Genomic DNA, 18697 nt, shown 5'->3' with positions numbered 1-18697 from the left:
GTCGCCCTTCGGGTTTTTCCCGCTGGCTCCGTCGCTGCGGATGGGGGCCCCGGAAAAGCGAAGAGCAACTGCAAAAGGCAAAATCACGAGCAACAGCAACAGCAACAGCAACAGCAACAGCAAGAGCAAGAGCAACAGCAAGAGCAACAGCAACAGCAAGAGCAACAGCAAGAGCAACAGCAAAATCACCTGGCTTTTCCCTTCTCCCGCTTCCGTGGGAAGGTGCCCGGAGGGCGGATGGGGGCGCGCCAAAAGAACATCGGAGCAGCCGTCTGCAACCTTGCGCCTCGACCCGGCGCAGCGTCCCGGACGCTCACGCACTCATGGCTCGCACACGCCTTCACTCCAGCAGGAGAAGGGAATGCTTCGAACCTTTCCCAGGTTGCGGCCATGATCGAAGGCAGCGGTAACGATCCGCTTGAGTGTCGAGTCGGCCCGACGCTATTCGATGTTCTGCGCGATCAGGCGCTTCCACAGCTGGGTGTTGGTGTCGGCGTCGGGTTCCACGGTTGCCAGCTGTGCTAGTGCGTTTTCGTCGGTTTCGGCGCCGGTGCGGGCGAGCATCGCCAGTGCGGCGGCCATGCGACCGTAGCGCAGAGCGGTGCCCAGTGGCGTTGCGGGGGCGATGGTGTCGTGTTCGGGGCGTTGTTCTTCGAGTGCGGCGGCCAGGGGCCGTGGCATGCGCCAGCCGATGGCGATGGCGCGGGCGGTGACGGCGGTGTAGCGCTCGATCAGCGTCGTCGCCACGCGCAGGTCCGGGACGATGTCGGGATGGCGCGCGTACTCGTCGCGCAGCACGCGGATCGTCACGATCGCGCCGAGCCCGTGCAGCAGGCCGAGCAGTTGCGCCGACAGGACGTCGCCGCGATGGCGGCGCGCGTAGCCGGCGGTCGCGATGGAGGTGCGCAGCGCGAAATCCCACACCGCCACCGGCAGGCTCGCGAACATGCGGTCGTCCAGGTCAAGCACCGGCTGCATCAGCGCGGCGGCGATGATCTGGCGGACGCCGTCGGTGCCGACCTGCACCACTGCGCGTTCGAGGTCTTCCAGCGGTTGTCCCTGTGGGCGGTAGAGCACGCTGTTGGCGATGCGCAGCAGATGCGCGGCCAGCGCGGGGTCCTGGGCGATGATCGCGGCGATGGCGCGGCCGGAAGCGCGCGGGTCGTTCACCGCGCGCATCAGCTGCGGCAGCAGCTGGGGACGGCGCGGCATGTAGTGCGGCTGCATCTCCAGCCGATCCAGTGCGTTACATGCGGTGTCCTGCACGTAGGCCTGGGCGGGGTCCAGCGAGGTCGATTCCTCGCCGAGTTCGGGCGTGTCCATCACCGCGGCGTACATGCGCCGCAGTAGCGGTCGCAGCGGCAGGGGCGGTGGTCTGGTGGCGATCGGAGTGGGGAGCGACTCCGGCTCCGCCATGGGCGCTTCGGTCGGCATCGCGTTCCGACGCCGGTGCTGTTGCCACAACAGCAGCAGCACGACGGCGAGGACGGTGGCGATCAGCAGCAGCGCAGGAATCATGGATGAATGAACGCTAAAGGCGTGCGTACTATCCGTTGTGCGGCTTGGATCGGCAATGCGCTTTTTTGCGCCTGGGCGGGTGTGCTGCTGAGGCCAGACCCTTTGCAACAGGTTTTCGAGTCATCCCCGCTTTCGCGGGGATGACGATCGAAAAATGGTGCAGACGTCGAAGTCGCTGGCCCCCCGCCCCCGCCTGCGCGGGGGTGACAGCAAAAACATCACCCCAACAGTGCGATCAAAGCTCGATCACATCGAACCTCACGTCGGGCTCGACCTCGGCGTCGTAGTCCACGTCGTCGCGCTCGAAGCCGAACAGCTTGAGGAACTCGTGCTTGTAGCTGGCGTAGTCGGTCAGTGCGAACAGGTTCTCGGTGGCGACCTGCGGCCAGATCGCCTTGCACTCGGCCTGCACGTCTTCGCGCAGTTCCCAGTCGTCCAGGCGCAGGCGGTTCTCGCTGTCGACCTCGCCCGGCTGGCCGTCGGTGCGGTACATGCGCTCGCGGAACAGGCGGTCGAGCTGCTCGATCGTGCCTTCGTGGACGCCCTTGGCCTTCATCACCTTGAAGACGATGGCGATGTACAGCGGCAGCACCGGGATCGCCGCGCTGGCCTGGGTCACCACCGACTTCAGCACCGCGACATTGGCGCCGCCGCCGTGGCCCTTCAGGCGTGCGTCCAGGCGCTGCGCGGTGGCGTCGAGGTCGGCCTTGGCCTTGCCCAGCGCGCCGTGCCAGTAGATCGGCCAGGTGATCTCGGTGCCGATGTAGCTGAAGGCTACACTGCGGGCGTTGTCGGCGAGCACGCCGGCGTTTTCCAGCGCGTCGATCCACAGCTCCCAGTCCTGGCCGCCCATCACGGTGACGGTGTCTTCGATCTCCTGTTCGGTGGCCGGCTCGACCGTGGCCTGGATCACCTGGTCCTTGTTGGTGTCGATCGCGTTGGACGTATACGCCGCGCCGATCGGCTTGAGCGCCGAGCGCTTCAGCTCGCCGGTGCCCGGCAGCTTGCGCACCGGCGAGGCCAGCGAATACACCACCAGATCGACCTTGCCGCCCATCTCGGTCTTGATCAGCTCGATCACCTGGGCGCGGGCTTCGTCGGAGAACGCGTCGCCGTTGATCGAGCGCGCGTACAGCCCGGCCTGCTTGGCGTACTTGTCGAACGCGGCGGCGTTGTACCAGCCGGCGGTGCCGGGCTTCTTGTCACTGCTGGGCTTTTCGAAGAACACGCCGAGGGTGTCGGCGCCGAAGCCGAACGCGGCGGAGATGCGTGCGGCCAGGCCGTAGCCGCTGGACGCGCCGATCACCAGCACCTTCTTGGGGCCGTCGTCGCGCACGCCCAGCGCGCGGGTGGCGGCGATCTGGTCGCGCACGTTCAGGTCGCAGCCGGTGGGGTGCGTGGTGGTGCAGATGAAGCCGCGGACCTTGGGATGGATGATCAAAACGGAGGCCTCGATAGTGCTTGCGTGGGCCGGCAGCTTACGGCGCGACGCACGTCAGTTGAAGTACGGGGGCGTGTGGTCGCGGCTGGACGGCGCTGCGGATATGCTGGCGCGGCCACATTCGGGGGAAGGGAGGCGATGCAGATGCGTACAAGGGGCTATCTTGCGCTCATGATGCTGGCTTCAGCGGCGATGTCCGCTCAAGCGGGTGATGTGCCGCCGTCGGGCGACGGCACCCGCCAGGTGGCCGCGTTCGAGCTGCCGCTGTCGCCCTACCTGAGTGCCGAGGCGCAGGCCGAGGCCCGCAATGCGCTCGCCCATCCCGACCCGCTGGCGAAGGCCGACAACGCCACGCTGCTGCGGCATCTGCCCGAGATTCGCAAGGACATGCCGCGCTGGGCCGGCGAGGCGGTGGCGAAGCTGCGCGAACGCTATCCGGTGCAGATCAGCCACGAGCGCTGGAATGGCGTGTCGGTGACGCTGGTCCAGCCGGGCCGGGCATCGGCGGCGCTGCCCAAGCGCTTGCTGATTGAGCTGCACCCGGGCGGTTTCGTGATGGGCAGCGCCGACACGATGGGATTGATGGAGGCGATCCCGGTCGCGGCGATGACCGGGGTGACGGTGGCCAGCGTCGATTACCGGCAGGGCCCGGAACACACGTTTCCGGCCGCGAGCGAGGATGTCGCGGCGGTCTACCGCGAGGCACTGAAGCGTTACGAACCGCAGCAGATCGGTCTGTTCGGTTGCTCGGCCGGTGGCGTGCTGACCGGCGAGGCGCTGGCCTGGTTCGCCAAGGAACATCTGCCGATGCCGGCCGCCGCAGGCATGTTCTGCGCGGGCGGCGATGCGCAGTACGGTGGCGACGCGCGCTACGTGCAGAGTGCGATCAACGACACCGCCATGCCCGATGCGAACGGTCGGATGGAGATCATGGAGGACCTCTACTATGCCGGCGTGGATTACCGCGATCCGTTGGTCTCGCCGGTGTTTTCCGATGCGGTGCTGGCGCAGTTCCCGCCGACGCTGCTGATCACTGGCACGCGCGCGGCGGAACTGAGTGCGGTGGTGTACACCCATTCGCGGCTGGTCGATCTGGGACGCGATGCGGACCTGCATGTCTGGGACGGCGTGGGCCACGGCTTCTTCATGAACGTCGATCTGCCCGAGAGCCAGCAGGCGCTGCGGGTGATCGCGCGTTTCTTCCGGCGCCACCTGGGCTTGCCCGATGCCGGCGTCACCGCCGCGCCGCCGTAACGCCGCGCATACATCTGCTGATCATCGCGCTTACATCTGCAGGCCTAGGCTGGCGGTCGTTATGTCCCCGCAACAATGAGGAACGTCCATGCCGCAGATTCCCGAAGGCACCCTGATCGTCGTCGCCGATGGTGGTTCGGCCCGTGTGTTCACCAACGTCGGCACCGAGCGCAAGCTCTCGCTGCGACAGGAGGGCGAACTGCTGGTCGGGCAGATCACCGAGCAGGGCGCGTCGGGCCAGGGACCGGCCGGGTCGATGCCAAGCGACATGAGCGTGTCGCAGCTGAACGAGGCCACGTTCGCCAAGCAGCTGGCCGAGCAGCTCAACGAGGACGCATTGAAGAACCGTTATGCGCATCTGGTGCTGGTGGCTGATCCGCAGACGCTGGGACGGATCCGCCCGCTGTTGCACAAGCAGACCCAGCAGCGGCTGGTGAAGGATCTGGCCAAGGACCTGACCAACTCGCCGCTGGCGGATATCGAGCGTGCGTTGGGGGCTTGAGGGTGGTGTCTTCCAGGCCAGGAGGACGTAGCTGAAAAAACACCGTCATTCCCGCTTTCGCGGGAATGACGAGGTTTTAAAATGTGCCGGTCCTGCGGGTGAATGATCAGGGTGCGTTCTTTGAACGGCTCGCCTGGTCTCGGACGCAGCTCATCCCAAATTCCCATCACTTCATCCCCCGATCCCCGGATCACGTCCCCACCGCCTTGCCGGGCTCATGATCAAGCGCCACCGTGGCGGCCGGATATTGAAGCGGGACGGGACGATGCTGCGATCGAAGACGAAGGTGGTGGTGAGCGGGCTGCTGCTGGCGGCCTTTGGCGCAATGGCGGCACCGGGCGACTGGCCGAGCTACGGCGGGGCGCCGGGCGGCGGCCAGCATTCGACACTGGCGCAGATCACTCCGGCCAATGTCGGCCGGCTGCGCATCGCCTGGTCGTTCCGTACCGGCGAGATGGGCCAGGGCCTGCCCGATCCGGACCGGCGCCGGTTCGAAGCCAATCCGCTGGTGATCGACGGGCGCATGTACCTCAACAGCGGCACCGGCATCGTGTTCGCACTGGACGCGGCCAGCGGCCGGCTGTTGTGGCGTTTCGATGCGAAGGTGCGACGCGACAAGCGATTCAGCGATCCGGCTTCGCGCGGGGTGTCGTACTGGCGCGATCCGCAGGCAGCGGCGGGTGCTGCCTGCGCCACACGCATCCTGTTCGGCACGCTCGACGCGCGCCTGATCGCGCTCGATGCCGCCACCGGTACGCTCTGCACCGAATTCGGCGACGCCGGCGCGGTCGATCTGCGTACCGGCATCACCCTGCACGACGAGCCGGACAGCGGCTGGCGCAACTACGCGGTGACCTCGCCGCCGGTGATCGCCGATGGCGTGGCGGTGGTCGGCAGTTCGATCGGCGACAACCGTGCGCATGCCGAGGAACAAGGCGTGGTGCGCGGCTATGACCTGCGCAGCGGTCGCGAACTGTGGCGCTGGGATCCGGTGCCGCGCGATCCCTCTGCCGCGACCGCGCAGGGCTGGCAGCCGGATCAGGCCGCCACGGTCGGCGCCGCCAATGCCTGGGCGCCGTTGTCGGTGGATCCGGCACTCGGCCTGGTCTATGTGCCGACCGGCTCGGCCAGCCCCGACTACTACGGCGGCGAGCGTGTCGGCGACAACCGCGATGCCAATTCGCTGGTCGCGCTCGACCTGCACAGCGGCCGGCGGGTGTGGGCGCAGCAACTGATCCACCACGACGTATGGGATTACGACCTGGCCTCGCAGCCGGCGTTGACCACGCTGCAGACCGCGCAGGGTCCGCGCGAAGCGGTGTTGCAGGCGACCAAGACCGGTTTCCTGTTCGCATTCGACCGCCGCAACGGCCAGCCGCTGTTCCCGATCGAAGAAGTACCGGTGCCGGCCTCCGACGTACCCGGCGAACGGCTCTCGCCGACCCAGCCGATGCCGGAGCCGTCGCTGCGACTGGCGCGCCACGACCGGCTGACCCCGGCCGACGCCTGGAGCCCGATGGTGAGCCCGGGCGAGCGCCGCGAATGCGAGCAACTGATCGCCGGGCTGCGTTCGGAAGGCATCTTCACCCCGCCCAGCGTGCGCGGCACCGTGGCGTGGCCGGGCTGGGCCGGTGGCGTGAACTGGGGCGGCATCGCGGTCGATCCGCAACGCCAGCTGGCGATCCTGCCGGTGATCGAGCTGCCGATGCAGGTGGTGCTGATTCCGCGCAAGGACTTTGATTGGGACGCGCGCAAGGATTTCCCCGATCAGGAGTTCAACAGCATGGACGGCACGCCGTACGGCATGCGGCGCGGCAACCTCAGCTCGTCGAAGGGCACGCCGTGCGTGCGCCCGCCGTGGGGCAAGCTGGTCGCGGTGGATCTGCGCCAGCGTCGCGTGCTGTGGGAGCGCCCGATCGGCACGCTGGAAGAAAAATTGCCGTGGCTGCCGCTGGAGGTCGGACTGCCGCTGCTGGGTGGCGCGGTGACGACGGAGAGCGGGCTGACCTTCGTTTCCGCCTCGGGCGATGCGCGTCTGCGTGCGCTCGACACCACCACCGGCAAGACCCTGTGGGACGTCAAACTGCCGGCCGGCGGCAACGCCACTCCGTCGGTGTATGCGGTGGACGGCAAGCAATACGTGGTGATTGCCGCGGGCGGACGCGAGGGCTTGAGCCCGATGGGCGATTACGTGGTTGCCTACACGCTTGATGGCACGGGTGAGGAGGTGGTGTTCCAGCATGGTGTGGCGGTGCGGATGGCGGTGGTGGCTGCTGGCGCGCTGGTGGTGCTGGGTTTGATCGGATGGTTGGGGCGCTGTCTGCTGCTGCGTCGGCGCAAGCGCCGGGCTTGAGCAGGAACACTTCAGTCGTCAGCGCCTCAGTCGTCTTCCCCGCGCAGGCGGGGACCCAGTGTCTTTACGCTTCTCCGCAGGTGCTTCGACAGCGCGATTGAAGTCGCTGGGTCCCCGCCTGCGCGGGGACGACGGATTTCGAAAAAGCTCCGAGCTGATGCAACCTCGCGGCGGACTGCTTTTTTGTGGGAGGGACTTCAGTCCCGACAGGCTGTCGTGCAGGTCCCTCTGCAAAAGCCCGCACATTCATGTGCGGGGGTTCAAATGGAAAGCCTGTCGGGACTGAAGTCCCTCCCACAAAGGCAGCCACGCGTGGCGACATTCGATCCCGCCCAATCCAGTGACGGCATACCGAAACATCGATCTGCTACCGTTTCCGCACTTTTCCCGCCCTGCCCAACACCATGTCCGTGCCCTCGACCCGCCTTTCCCTGATCGCCCTTGCCGCCGCGGCCGCCCTCGCCGGCTGTGCTTCGACGCCTTCGACCAGGACCGCCCTGGCCGATGGCACGCAGGCGCAGGTGGCGATCCTGGAAACCACCGACATCCACTCCAACGTGCTCAGCTACGACTACTACAGGCAGCGCGAGGACAAGACCGTCGGCTACGAGCGCGTGGCCACGCTGATCCGGCAGGCGCGCCAGGAATTTCCGAACAACTTCCTGTTCGACAGCGGCGACACCATCCAGGGCACCGTGCTGGCCGACTACCAGGCCAAGGTCAAGCCGATCGGTTGCGACGAGGAACTGGCGATCTACAAGGCGATGGACGCGATCGGCTATGACGGCGGCACCGCCGGCAACCACGAGTTCAATTACGGCCTGCCGTTCCTGTCGCAGGTGACCGGCACGCCGATGAACGTCGATGGCGGCCGCAGCGATCGCTGCGCCGGCCCGAACTTCCCGCTGGTGCTGAGCAACGTCTACAGCGCGCGCGACGGCGCACCGATCTTCAAGCCGTGGGCGGTGGTGGAAAAGCCGATCACCGTCACCGACGCCAACGGCAAGACCCGCCAGGTGCCGTTGCGCGTGGGCATCATCGGCTTCACCCCGCCGCCGATCCTGGAGTGGGACAAGCAGAACCTGCAGGGCAAGGTCACCGTCACCGGCGTGGTCGAGGCCGCCAAGCGCTACCTGCCCGAGCTGCAGGCGCAGCATCCGGACATCATCGTCGGCATCCTGCATGGCGGCCTGAACACCGCGCCGTACACGCCGGACATGGAGAACGGCGGCTGGCACCTGGCGGCGGTGCCCGGCATCGACGTGTTGCTGCTCGGCCACTCGCATACCGAGTTCCCCGGGCCGCGCTTCGCCGACATGCCCGAGGTGGACAGCAAGCGCGGTCTGGTGCGCGGCAAGCCGGCGGTGATGGGTGGCTTCTTCGGCAAGGATCTGGGCGTGATCGATTTGAAACTGGTGCGCAAGGACGGGCGCTGGAGCGTCGATGCCGCCGCCAGCCAGAGCCAGGTGCGCCCGATCTGCAAGGGCAAGGACGACTGCGTGCCGGCGGATCCGGCGATCGCGCCGCTGGTCGCGCAGGCGCATGCCGCTGCACAGGCGCACGTCAACACGCCGATCGGCCACAGCGAGGTCGAGCTGAGCAGCTACTTCACCGAGCTGGGCAACAGCACCGCGCTGGCGGTGGTCAACGCGGCCCAGCGCGACTACGTGTTGCGCGAACTGCCGCAGCTGCATCCGGAGCTGGCGAAGCTGCCGGTGTTGTCGGCCGCCGCACCGTTCCGCACCGGCTTCGGCGGCCCGGACGACTACACCGACGTGCCGGCCGGCACGCTGACCCTGCGCAGCGCCGCCGACCTGTACTTCTATCCGAACACGCTGACCGCGGTGAAGGTCGATGGCGCCGGGCTGAAGGCGTGGCTGGAGAAGTCCGCCAGCCGCTACGCGCAGATCGACCCGGCCAAAGCAGGCGAGCAGCCCTTCATCAACGACCGCTACGTGCCCTACAACGCCGATCAGATCCAGGCGCCGGGGCTGGCCTACACCATCGACGTGAGCAAGCCGCAGGGCCAGCGCATCGTCGCGTTGAGCTGGCAGGGCAAGCCGGTGACACCGCAGCAGGCGTTCGTGGTCGCGACCAACAACTACCGTGCGAATGGCGGCGGCGATTTCCCCGGTCTGGATGGTTCGAATGTGGTGTTCCCCGCGCCGGACGGCGTGCGCGAGATCGTCGCAGCGTGGCTGGAGAAGCACGGTACGCTGCGCGCCGCCGACCTGCCGCCGCGCGCGTGGCATTTCGCCCCGGTCAAGGCGAAGGGACCGCTGAGCTTTGCCTGCGCGGCGAACAAGCTCGACGTCGCCCGCGCCGCCGGTGTGAACAACCTGCATGTGTTGAAGGACAACGGCGACGGCACCGGTACCTGCGCGATCGATCTTTCGCGCTGAGGCGCCTAGGTATGTTGTGGGAGGGACTTCAGTCCCGACGGGCTTTACCGGTAACGCCCGTCGGGACTGAAGTCCCTCCCACAAAACCGCTTCGACCCGGGCATGACGGAACGTAAAGCTTCGCCTGCCTATGATCGGACTCCTGGCCAAGACATTGTCGCCGTGGCCACCGTTTCCCGAACCCGAAAGGTGATGTCGTGACCGAAACGCTGCCGATCCCGGTGATCGATGAAACCGCCCTGCGCGATCTGGCGGTCGCCCGCGATCTGCTGGAAAACCCCGGTCTGGCCGCGCAATTGGCCAACTACATCGGCGCGCCGATCGAGAACCTGATCAACAAGCGCCTGCCCAAGTGGGTATCCAACCGCATCGATGCGATCACCCGCCGCGCGCTGCAACTGTCGCTGAGCTCGGCGCTGCTGACGCTACGTCGCAGCAAGCGTGCCGCCGCCACCGGCCGGCACCGCCTGGCGGTGATGCTGACCGGCGGCGCCGGTGGTTTCTTCGGTCTGCCAGGCCTGGCGGTGGAACTGCCGCTGACCACCACGCTGATGCTGCGCTCGATCGCCGCGATCGCGCGCGCCGAGGGCGAGCATCTGGACGATCCGGAAACCGCGCTTGCGTGTCTGGAAGTGCTCGCCCACGGCGGCCCCAGCCGCGACGACGACGGCAGCGAATCGGGTTACTTCGCGGTGCGCGCCGCGATGGCGCAGCAGGTCAACGCCGCCGCGCGACACATCGCCGCGCACGGCATCACTCACAAGGGTGGTCCCGCACTGGTGACGCTGCTTTCGCGCATTGCCGCGCGTTTCTCGATCAACGTCAGCGAGAAGGTGGCCGCGCAAGCGGTACCGCTGGTCGGCGCGGCCAGCGGTGCGGCGCTCAACATGCTGTTCATCGGCCACTTCCAGGCGGTGGCACGCGGCCACTTCACGATCCGCCGACTGGAACGCCGCTACGGCGAGCTGGCGGTGCGGCATGCGTACGAGGCGCTGCCGGCGGTGTGACATGTCGCGCAACCCGCAAGGCACCGTAGGAGCGGCTTCAGCCGCAATGGGGCTTTCGCGCAGATCCTCGTGCAAAGCCCCGTCGCGGCTGAAGCCGCTCCTACAGTGAAGGGTTTCGGCCGTCCTGCCGCTTCAACCGGCGTTCGTACTGACCACACGCCGTGACGCGGGCAACAAGGCCTTGTCGATCTTCGCGGCCACGCCGACGCTGCGCCCGGCCAGATTGGCGACCGAGTAGCGCACCGCGCTGCCCAGCACCTGTGCCGCTTGCGACAGGGTCATGCCGTAGTCCTGCTGCAGCCAGGCGATCATGCCGCCGCTGGCGGCCTTGAGCGCCTCGTCGAGCGATCCGGCCTGACCCAGCACCATGATCTGCGTGGCCGATTCCACGCGCGGTGTGGCGATCGTCTTGCCCTTGATCAGCTCGACCGAGAAGACCACGTCCATCGAGGTTTCCAGCGCGTACTGGCTGGTTTCGCCGTCGCCCTGCAGCGCGTGGGCATCGCCCAGGTACAGCAGCGCGCCGGGCTGCTGCACCGGCAGGTAGACGGTGTTGCCTTCGATGACCTCGTTGAAGTCCATGTTGCCGCCGAACCGGCCGGTATCGCCGGTCGACATCGGCGGCATGCCGAAGCCCGGCGCGACCGCCAGACCGCCCAGCATCGGCTTCACTGGCACCGCGTAACCAGACAGCGCGCCGTCGGCGTGTTCAGGCCGGGCGGTTCCGCGCATGCGGTCAAGCTTCCAGCGCACCGGCTTGTCGAGTTCGCCAGCCTGCGCGGCGAGGCTGGAGGGCAGCGCGCGTCCGACGATCGTATCCAGGCTGTCGGCGTAGTCGCGGTTCAACTGCAGCCGCTTCAGGTGCACGACCAGCGTATCGCCAGGTTCAGCGCCGGCGACGAAGAACGGCCCGGTCTGCGGATTGCCGAACAGGGCGCGGGTGACACCGTGTTCGTCGACGCCGCCGGAATCGAGGGTCTTGGTGCGGACCGTGTCGCCGGGCCAGAGCACCAGCACCGGCGCGCGGTCCGCATTCCAGGTGTTGGAGTAGTCGGTCGGCTGGAAGTCGAGCGTGCGTGCTCCACCCGGCCGCTCCGGCAATCGCCAGGCGCTGAAGGCATGGTTCGCCCGCGCCTTGGGATCATTGGTATCGGGCGCATCGACGTCGCCCTGCATGCGCTCGCCTTCGGTCGCAGCCGTGTAGCGCGACACCTTGCCGTTGGCTTCGGTCAGGCTGAAGGCGATGCGTCCGGCCGAGGCCTGCCCTTCGATGCGGTCACCATCGAGATGGCCGGCGATGCGTGGTCCATCGCGGTCGAAGCTCAGCGTGGAGAAGGCCGGATTGCCCCACAGGTCGGTGCGGACGATCCAGGTTTCCTTCGCCTGCACTGATGCGGTGGCGAGCAGGGCGCACAAGGCGGTAGCCAGGGATTGCAGCTTCATCGCGAGCTCCGCCGGGAATGACAGGCATGGTCACCGGCGCGACGAAGGCCGCGCAGTGCCAGATGTCATGCCCGGCGGGATGCGCCGGAACATCGCGATCGGCGTTACGGAATCTCTTTCACCGTGGTGCTGGGGCCGTTGGTCTGCACCGAGGCGATGCCGGCATCGCGCGAGGCTTCGCTGGCGTACATCTGGCTGGTGCCGATGACCTGGTGGTTGGCGGCCTTCAAGGTGAAATAGAACTTGCCGTTGCTGGCGGTCTTGCGCTCGTAGCGTGCTGCATCGGGACTGTTCTTCTGTACCGAGGCGATGCCGTTGAGCGCGGAGTCCCTGGCGTTGTACTGCTCGCTGCTGAGGATGGTCTCGGCATTGCCGGCCTTCAGCACGAAATGGAACTCACCCTTCGCGTTCTTGCTCAATTCATACCAGCCAGCCATGCGACGCTCCTTCCGGAAGATGTGGATGACGAAGCCGGACTGGGGTTTGTGATCGGTGGGGCAGCGGCCGGCGCGGTTATTGCGCCGCCGCCGTGGTGAAGCGGCCGTGACGGCGCATCAATCCGACGAAGCTGCATCCGGCAGGCGACCAATCCGGCTGCGTTCCAGCCACCACAGCAACGCCGCCGCGACGACGAACGCCAACCACCATGGCCAGCGCGGGCCGGGTTGCGGGTTGGCGCGTGCCTGATGCGGAGCATCGCCGTCGTGCACCAGCGCCAGCGTTGCCGCGCGCTGCGCATTGGCATGCAGCGCGGGAGCGTCGGCGGGATCGCGGACGAGCACGTGGCCGATGCGCTCGTCGTCCTGCCAGCGGTACACGCCGGCCTGGCGCGGCCACACGCCGGCACAGGCGGCATCGCCGCTGGCCGGGTCGAGCAGCAGCGGTACCGGGCTGCCATCCGGTGCCTGCAGGCTTGCGTCGGCGGTCAGCCCGCACAGCGCCATGCGCTCGCCGCGCCAGCCCGGTGCCGCGACGGCTGTCGTCGGCGCCTTCGGGCGCGCCAGGGGCGACAGCAGGCTGCTCCACAGTGCCGCGTGCTGGTCGGGGCGGCCTTCGAGCACTTGTCGGTAGCTGTCGGCGAGCGTGGTCACGCCGATCCGGCCGCGTCCGAGTGCGCGCCACCAGGCGTAGGCGCTGCCGTCGGCGGCATGCAGCAGCGCGACCGCTTCGTCGGTGGCTGGCGACAGGGCGATGCGTTCCAGCGTCGGCGGGGGCGCGGTTTGGTTCTCGTGAGCCGGATCGGGCGCCGTGGCGCGCGCGCCTTGCCGCGCTGCTGCCGACTGCGGATCGCCGGGGCCAGACAGCGTGGTCGGGACGATGTCGGCGCCACCGCGCAGCGGCATGCCGAGTTCGGCCAGTGCGGCGCGTGCCGTGGCGTCGGGTGCGCCACCGATCCGCACCAGCAGGCCGAGCCCGCGTTCGACCGCCGCGCGCAATGCCGCACGTTGCTCGCGACCGAGGCCGGCCAACGCGCGTTCGTCGATAAGCACCAGATCGAAGCCGTCGAGTGTCGCCGCATCCAGCGCGCGCGGTGCATCGCCGAGTTGCAGGCCGCCGCCGACCGCGATCTGGGTCTGCAGCGCCAGGCCGGCATCGTGCGCCCAGCGGCGCAGGTACTTCAGTTCCGGCTGCGGCGCGCCGGCCAGCACCCACAGTTTGATCGGCGCGATCCTGGCGACCGAGACCGGCACCGATGCGCGATCGCGCGCGTTGCCCTGGGCATCCAGCACGCGGACTTCGAACAACACGTCGCCGACATCGCGCGCGCTGCCGCTGAGGACGAAATGGCCACCGTCGCGGAGAGGTGTGCGATCGACGCGGCGCCCGGCCGGATCGAGCAGTTCCACCGTCGCATCCGGCAAGCCGAGTACGCGGCCGCGCACGCTGAAATCGGCGCCGGGTGCGAGCGGCGGCGGCGTGGACAGATCGGCCAGCCCCGCTGTTGGCGGCAGCGGTGCGTAGGCCAGCGGCCAACCCGTGGCGGCGTCGCGATCGCGTGCGGGCAGGCCGGCACCGACGATCCGCAGCCGCTGCGTGCCCGGATACCGGCGCAGCGCGGTGCCCAGATCGGGAACGCGCTCCACGTCCGGCAAGGCCGGCGCTTCCGGCAGGGCGACGACCCGATCACCGGCCACCGTGGCCAGCGATCGCGCATCGCTACCGGCACTGGCGACCACCAGCGTGCCCGCCTGCCCGGCGCGCGGCGGTGGCACCAGGGCGAAGTACAGCAGCAGCGCGCACAGCGGTTGCAGGGCGAGCAGGGCGAATTTCTTCCAGCGGGCGATGCGGGCGCGGCGCAGTCGCCACAGTGCCAGCAACGTCGCCAGCACCAGCACCGCGATGACGGGGAGGTAGGCCATTACTCATTATCCCCGCGTTGCAGCGCATCCAGATACCGCTGGCCACTTGGGCCAGCCGGCGCGCGCGGCGCCACGGCCGTCGGTGGACGCACCAGCAGCGGCCACAGCAGCGCACGCAGGCGTTGGCGGCAGGCCTCGCACGCGGGCGTGGCGCGCAGGGTTTCGAGCGCGGCGGCGAGGTCGAGTGCGCCGTCGAGCTGGTTTTCGTGCGCGCCCAGCCAGGGGGCGAAAGCTTCCAGCGCCGCTGCATCGGCGGCGCGATCGACCTTGCCCAGCGCCTGCCACAGCGCCAGCGGCTGCGGATCGGGCCCGTTGCGTGCGGCGAGCGCGTCGTCGCGGCGCGCCAGGCCCTCGCGCTGGCCGCTCATGCGACGGCTCTGGTCGATCGGCGGCAGCTCCGGCCCGACCCGCGCCAGATAGATGCGCTCGGACTGCTGCACCTGCTTGATGAATTCCAACGCCTTGTAGGCGTACGGCAGCGCCTGCCGCGGCCGGCCCTGGCGCAGCTCGCCTTCGGATTGCCACATCTGGTCGAGCGCGGCCTTCAGCGTGGCGCGGGTCTTCGGATCCAGCAGCGTGGCCGCTTCGGCGTGATCGTGGGTGTGGCCGAACTCGGCCAGCACGTTGCTCTCCTGGCCGAAGCCGGCGCTTGGGTGCGCGTCGCCGTGATCGTGGTCATGGTCGTCGAGCGCGGCGGCGCCTTGTGGTGCGTCGTCATGGTCGGCGTGTGCAGGTTTCGGCGTGGCGGCGGGGGCATCGGCGGTCGGCGGCGCGTCGGCGCTGGGGATGTCGTCGGCGACCGGCGGTGCTTTCGGCGCGCCTTCGGCTTCCTCGCCGAGGAACTGGCCGTAGCGCAGCCGCAGCAGGCGCTGGTCCACGCCGATCGCGTCGGAACGCTTGAGGAACGCGTCCGCGTCGAGCTGGCGCTGCTGCGCGAGCAAGGCCTCGGCGTCAATGATGATCTGGCGCTGGCTGCGGAAGTAGGCCGGCAAGGTCTTCTTGACGCTGGCTTCCAGGTCGGTGGTGAGGGTCTGCTCCGGCGGCGGCCAGCGCAGGATCACGCTGGCGCTGCGCGCTTCCTGCGGTGCCGGTTGGCGGTTGTCGCGGACGATCAGTTGCGCGATCAGGTCATCGCCCGGCCCCATGCCCAGCGCCTGCGGCTGCAGCGTGCGTGCGAACCGGCGCAGCGTCGCCGGACCGCTGCCGGTCAACGTGAAGTTCTGCTCGCGGAAACTGATGTTCTCGCCGCTGCCCTGCGCGAGCGTGATCTTCAGCTGCGCGTCGGGCGATACGCCGTAGTCGTCGCTGGCTTCGAAACGCAGCGTCCAGCCGGCGCGGGTCGGCGTCCACTGCACCAGGCTGCTGTCCGGTTCGAGCACGCGCACCTGCGGTGGACGATCGGGCAACGCTTCGAGCTTGTGCAGCGCGTTGTCCAGCGGCTTGCCATCGACGATGACCCGATACAGCGTGGAGCGCTGCAACGTCATCCGCGCCTGCCAGCTATCACCGCCACGTGTGAGGGCCAATGTGCTGCCGTCGTGCAGACGCAATGCGACGGATGTCGGCTGCGGAGCGAAACGTAATGTCCAGGTGAGTTGCGAGCCCTGCGGCAGCTTGGCGTCGAGTGTCGGCAGCGTGGCGGCAGGCTGCCCGGTGTAGGCCGGCGGCGTGGCCTGCAGCCGCGCCTCGCGCAGGACCGGCAGAGCGCGGGTGGATGTGGCGGCGGTGTCGCCCATGATCGGTGCCGGGCGTTCGCTGCGCGACGGTAGCCACACTGTCAGCAGCGTCAGCGCGAGGGCGGTCAGCGCGAGCGGCCATGCACGACGCCACGGCCACGGCTCGCGCAGATCGCGCGTGCCGCTCGCCAGCCGCGTCTCGATGCGCGCGCGCTGCAGGCGTTGCAGTGGGCCGAGCGATGCGGTGTCGGCGAACAGAAGGTCGGTGCTGTCTTCAAGATCGCGGTGTGTGTCCAGGCGCCGGATCAGCCAGTACCGGTCCAGTCGGCGCGCGCGCCGTACACCGAGCGTGGCGACGATCAGCAGCGCAACGGTGGCGACGATCATCGCGATCGACGGGCTGCCCCAGCGCCAGGCCAGCGCGATTGCCAGCAGCGTCAGCGGCGTGCCGTACAGCCACGTGATCGCGCGACGCCGACGTTTTGCCGCGCGCCAGAGCGCGGTCAGGCGCGCGGCGCTCATGCCAGCCTCCCGCGCCGCGGCGAGGTCGCCAACCAGCGCTCCAGCAGGAACAGCAACGCGATCGCCAGCACCAGCCACGCTGCCACCGGTTGCGGTGCGCTCGGGAACGCAGCGGCGCCGGTCATCGGTAGCTGGGTCGCGGCGAACGCGCGCTGTGGGGCCGGCGAGGGTTGCAGGCCGGCGCGCAGGTGATCGGGGAATGAGGCGTCGAGCAGCTGCGGCAGCGCCGCGGGATCGAGCGTCCGGGTGAAGCGCAGCAGGCGACCTTCGCCGAAGCTGGCGCCATCAATGACGCCGGCGCCGGTCTGGTCAAACCACTGGGGCTGCATGGCCACGCCTTGCGGCAGCGGCGTGCGCGCGTCGAGCAGCAACGTGCCGCCGCCGCGCGCCCATTGCAGCAGCGACTCGGGCAGCGGCGCTGTGGCAAGCCACACGGCGGTGGTGGTGCGTGGTGGCGTGGTCGAAGCGGCGTGCGTCGGTTGCACGTCGAGCGCGCTTCCGTCGTGCCATGCGGCTTGCAAGGCGTGCAGGTAGCGCAGCGCACGACGGCTCTGCATATCGTCGGCCGCGAACACCCGCAGCGTTGGCGGCGTGGTTTTGGCGATGGCGGGCGTCGATGAGGCGGCATCCACGACCCGCCAGTCGACGTGACGCGACACCACCGGCACTTGTCCGTCCAGGCCGCTCCACTGTCGTGGCACCACGACGGTCAACGCTGCTGCGGGCGGCAGCGTCGCGTCGAGTTCGCGCAACAGGCTGGCCTGGGCCTCAGTGGCTGCCGGCGCAGGTACATCCAGGGCGGGAAAGCCCGGTGCCAGCCACAGCCAGCGCGCCGTCGCAGCGTTCGTGACCGCGGCACGCGCTTGCGCCGGTTCGACACCGGGCGCGACCGCCACGCGCGGCGTGCGATCGTCGCGCCCGAGCAGGACGGGCTGGGCCAGCAGCAGCGCCAGCAGCGTGAGTAGCAACAGGCGCACCAGCAGCAGCGGCCATTCGTCGAAGCGGATGCGGTGGCGCGGACGCGGCACCGCGCGCAGCCAGCGCAACGCGGCGAACATGGTCGGGCGATGCTCGCTGCGACGCGCGAGGTGGATCAGCAGCGGCAGCAGCAGCGCGGTGAGCGCGGCCAGCCCGGCGGGCAGGAGCAGGCTCAGGGACATGCTGCGTACGCGGCTCTTGTGGGAGGGACTTCAGTCCCGACGCGGCCTGCCCGAAAGAGCGTCGGGACTGAAGTCCCTCCCACAAGGGAAATCGTCGGGACTGATGGCCCGAGGCCACCTGGAGTCCCTCCCATAAGGAAAGTCGCCTCCCGTGTACGGTTCATGCGCTCACACCTTCGCCAAACAATCGCCGCAACACCGCATCCGCCGGCTCATCCAGATGATGGAGCGCATGCCGGATGCCGGCCGCCTGCCAGCGCGCCTGCCGCGCCTGCTGGGCCTGCGCGAAACGTTGCAGGTAATCCGCACGCATCGCCGCACCATCGCCGAGCAATTCCTCGCCGGTTTCCGGATCGAGAAAACGGTGACCGCCGCCGAACGGGAAATCGCGCTCATCGCAGGTCAGCACTTGAAGCTGCAACACCTCGCGACGTGCGGCGGCGAGCTTTTCCAGCAGTTCGCCGGCGTTCTCATCGAAACCATCGCCGATCGCCAGCACCAGATCATTGGCGGCGATGCGTTCCCAGACCGGCCGCAACGTACTTGGCGCCGGCCACGCGCCTTGCGGGCGCAGGCGCTGCAAGCCCAGCCACAGGCGATCACGCTGGCGCAGCCCGGTGGCGGCCGGTATCAGCTCCAGTCCGCCGCCATGCACCGCGACCAGACCGAAACGATCGCCCTGGCGCAGCGCGACCTCGGCGGCGCAAGCAGCGAGGGTCTTGATCGCATCCAGGCGCGTGTAGTCCGGCCGCCGCTGGTCCGCCTGCGCCGCCGAGGCGGTGGCATCGAGCAGCAGCCACAGCGTCAACGGACTCTCGCGCTCGGCTTCGCGCACGAAGAAACGATCCGAACGCGCGTACAGCTTCCAGTCGATCTGGCGCAGTTCGTCACCCGGTTCGTAGGCGCGGTACTGCGCGAACTCCAACCCGGCACCACGACTGCGGCTGGCATGCAGGCCGATGCCATGCGCGCCGGCCATGCGTCGCGCACGCAGTTGCAGCGTGCGCAATCGACTGCGCACGTCGCTCGGGATCAGCGCCGGCAATGCTTCGTTCACGA

General features: G+C 68.6%; 14 protein-coding genes. 5 read left to right on the top strand and 9 right to left on the bottom strand.

Annotated elements, in window-relative coordinates; translation table 11 throughout:
• The 3 genes from AC3WJE_RS17490 to fabV all read right to left on the bottom strand — a co-directional run.
• Positions 1-189, bottom strand: a 189-nt coding sequence (locus tag AC3WJE_RS17490) for a hypothetical protein (protein ID WP_493732098.1), incomplete at its 3' end; no start/stop codon positions are given.
• A 252-nt stretch (positions 190-441) separates the two neighbouring features.
• Positions 442-1518: an HDOD domain-containing protein gene (locus tag AC3WJE_RS17485; RefSeq protein WP_493732097.1), complete on the bottom strand. Its 1077-nt coding sequence runs from the start codon at positions 1516-1518 to the stop codon at positions 442-444.
• Between the two features lie 235 nt (positions 1519-1753).
• Positions 1754-2959, bottom strand: a complete 1206-nt coding sequence (gene fabV / locus AC3WJE_RS17480; RefSeq protein ID WP_493732096.1) for an enoyl-ACP reductase FabV — start codon at positions 2957-2959, stop codon at positions 1754-1756.
• Between the two features lie 192 nt (positions 2960-3151).
• Between fabV and AC3WJE_RS17475 the strand changes: the two genes are divergently transcribed.
• The 5 genes from AC3WJE_RS17475 to AC3WJE_RS17455 all read left to right on the top strand — a co-directional run bounded on the left by AC3WJE_RS17475 (position 3152) and on the right by AC3WJE_RS17455 (position 10477).
• Complete coding sequence (locus AC3WJE_RS17475) at positions 3152-4213, top strand: alpha/beta hydrolase fold domain-containing protein (RefSeq protein WP_493732095.1); 1062 nt, start codon at positions 3152-3154, stop codon at positions 4211-4213.
• An 88-nt stretch (positions 4214-4301) separates the two neighbouring features.
• The gene (locus tag AC3WJE_RS17470; RefSeq protein WP_493732094.1) at positions 4302-4715 is read left to right on the top strand and encodes a host attachment family protein; all 414 of its coding nucleotides are present in this window, start codon (positions 4302-4304) and stop codon (positions 4713-4715) included.
• A 265-nt stretch (positions 4716-4980) separates the two neighbouring features.
• A complete protein-coding gene (locus AC3WJE_RS17465) occupies positions 4981-7068 on the top strand; it encodes a pyrroloquinoline quinone-dependent dehydrogenase (protein WP_493732093.1) in 2088 nt (695 codons plus the stop codon).
• A gap of 404 nt (positions 7069-7472) precedes the next feature.
• A complete protein-coding gene (locus AC3WJE_RS17460) occupies positions 7473-9470 on the top strand; it encodes a bifunctional 2',3'-cyclic-nucleotide 2'-phosphodiesterase/3'-nucleotidase (RefSeq protein ID WP_493732092.1) in 1998 nt (665 codons plus the stop codon).
• A gap of 197 nt (positions 9471-9667) precedes the next feature.
• Complete coding sequence (locus tag AC3WJE_RS17455) at positions 9668-10477, top strand: EcsC family protein (RefSeq protein ID WP_493732091.1); 810 nt, start codon at positions 9668-9670, stop codon at positions 10475-10477.
• A 132-nt stretch (positions 10478-10609) separates the two neighbouring features.
• Here the strand turns inward: AC3WJE_RS17455 and AC3WJE_RS17450 are convergent, their stop codons facing one another.
• The 6 genes from AC3WJE_RS17450 to AC3WJE_RS17425 form a co-directional block, all read right to left on the bottom strand.
• Positions 10610-11920, bottom strand: coding sequence for an acetamidase/formamidase family protein (locus AC3WJE_RS17450; RefSeq protein WP_493732090.1), 1311 nt, complete (start codon positions 11918-11920; stop codon positions 10610-10612).
• A gap of 104 nt (positions 11921-12024) precedes the next feature.
• Positions 12025-12357: a YegP family protein gene (locus AC3WJE_RS17445; RefSeq protein ID WP_493732089.1), complete on the bottom strand. Its 333-nt coding sequence runs from the start codon at positions 12355-12357 to the stop codon at positions 12025-12027.
• A gap of 117 nt (positions 12358-12474) precedes the next feature.
• Positions 12475-14280 carry a hypothetical protein gene (locus tag AC3WJE_RS17440; RefSeq protein WP_493732088.1) on the bottom strand — a complete coding sequence of 602 codons (1806 nt, stop codon included), beginning with the start codon at positions 14278-14280 and terminating at the stop codon, positions 12475-12477.
• Entirely contained in the window at positions 14280-16478 is a 2199-nt protein-coding gene (locus AC3WJE_RS17435) for a hypothetical protein (RefSeq protein WP_493732087.1), read from the bottom strand. The genes AC3WJE_RS17440 and AC3WJE_RS17435 overlap by 1 nt, the downstream gene beginning before the upstream one ends.
• Entirely contained in the window at positions 16475-17638 is a 1164-nt protein-coding gene (locus tag AC3WJE_RS17430) for a BatA domain-containing protein (RefSeq protein ID WP_493732086.1), read from the bottom strand. The genes AC3WJE_RS17435 and AC3WJE_RS17430 overlap by 4 nt, the downstream gene beginning before the upstream one ends.
• A 160-nt stretch (positions 17639-17798) precedes the next feature.
• Positions 17799-18695, bottom strand: a complete 897-nt coding sequence (locus AC3WJE_RS17425; RefSeq protein ID WP_493732085.1) for a DUF58 domain-containing protein — start codon at positions 18693-18695, stop codon at positions 17799-17801.
• Between the last annotated feature and the right edge of the window lie 2 nt (positions 18696-18697).

This window comes from Pseudomonas sp. GW821-FHT07E12 (genome assembly GCF_058986605.1).
This window is presented reverse-complemented; position numbering and strand designations above follow the sequence as displayed.

What these genes read in the sequence shown, in the direction of transcription:
- AC3WJE_RS17435 (WP_493732087.1), bottom strand. Translation starts at nt 16,478, where the DNA reads ATGAGCGCCGCGCGCCTGACCGCGCTCTGGCGCGCGGCAAAACGTCGG.
- AC3WJE_RS17470 (WP_493732094.1), top strand. Translation starts at nt 4,302, where the DNA reads ATGCCGCAGATTCCCGAAGGCACCCTGATCGTCGTCGCCGATGGTGGT.
- AC3WJE_RS17445 (WP_493732089.1), bottom strand. Translation starts at nt 12,357, where the DNA reads ATGGCTGGCTGGTATGAATTGAGCAAGAACGCGAAGGGTGAGTTCCAT.
- AC3WJE_RS17440 (WP_493732088.1), bottom strand. Translation starts at nt 14,280, where the DNA reads ATGGCCTACCTCCCCGTCATCGCGGTGCTGGTGCTGGCGACGTTGCTG.
- AC3WJE_RS17475 (WP_493732095.1), top strand. Translation starts at nt 3,152, where the DNA reads ATGTCCGCTCAAGCGGGTGATGTGCCGCCGTCGGGCGACGGCACCCGC.
- AC3WJE_RS17460 (WP_493732092.1), top strand. Translation starts at nt 7,473, where the DNA reads ATGTCCGTGCCCTCGACCCGCCTTTCCCTGATCGCCCTTGCCGCCGCG.
- AC3WJE_RS17430 (WP_493732086.1), bottom strand. Translation starts at nt 17,638, where the DNA reads ATGTCCCTGAGCCTGCTCCTGCCCGCCGGGCTGGCCGCGCTCACCGCG.
- AC3WJE_RS17450 (WP_493732090.1), bottom strand. Translation starts at nt 11,920, where the DNA reads ATGAAGCTGCAATCCCTGGCTACCGCCTTGTGCGCCCTGCTCGCCACC.
- AC3WJE_RS17485 (WP_493732097.1), bottom strand. Translation starts at nt 1,518, where the DNA reads ATGATTCCTGCGCTGCTGCTGATCGCCACCGTCCTCGCCGTCGTGCTG.
- AC3WJE_RS17465 (WP_493732093.1), top strand. Translation starts at nt 4,981, where the DNA reads ATGCTGCGATCGAAGACGAAGGTGGTGGTGAGCGGGCTGCTGCTGGCG.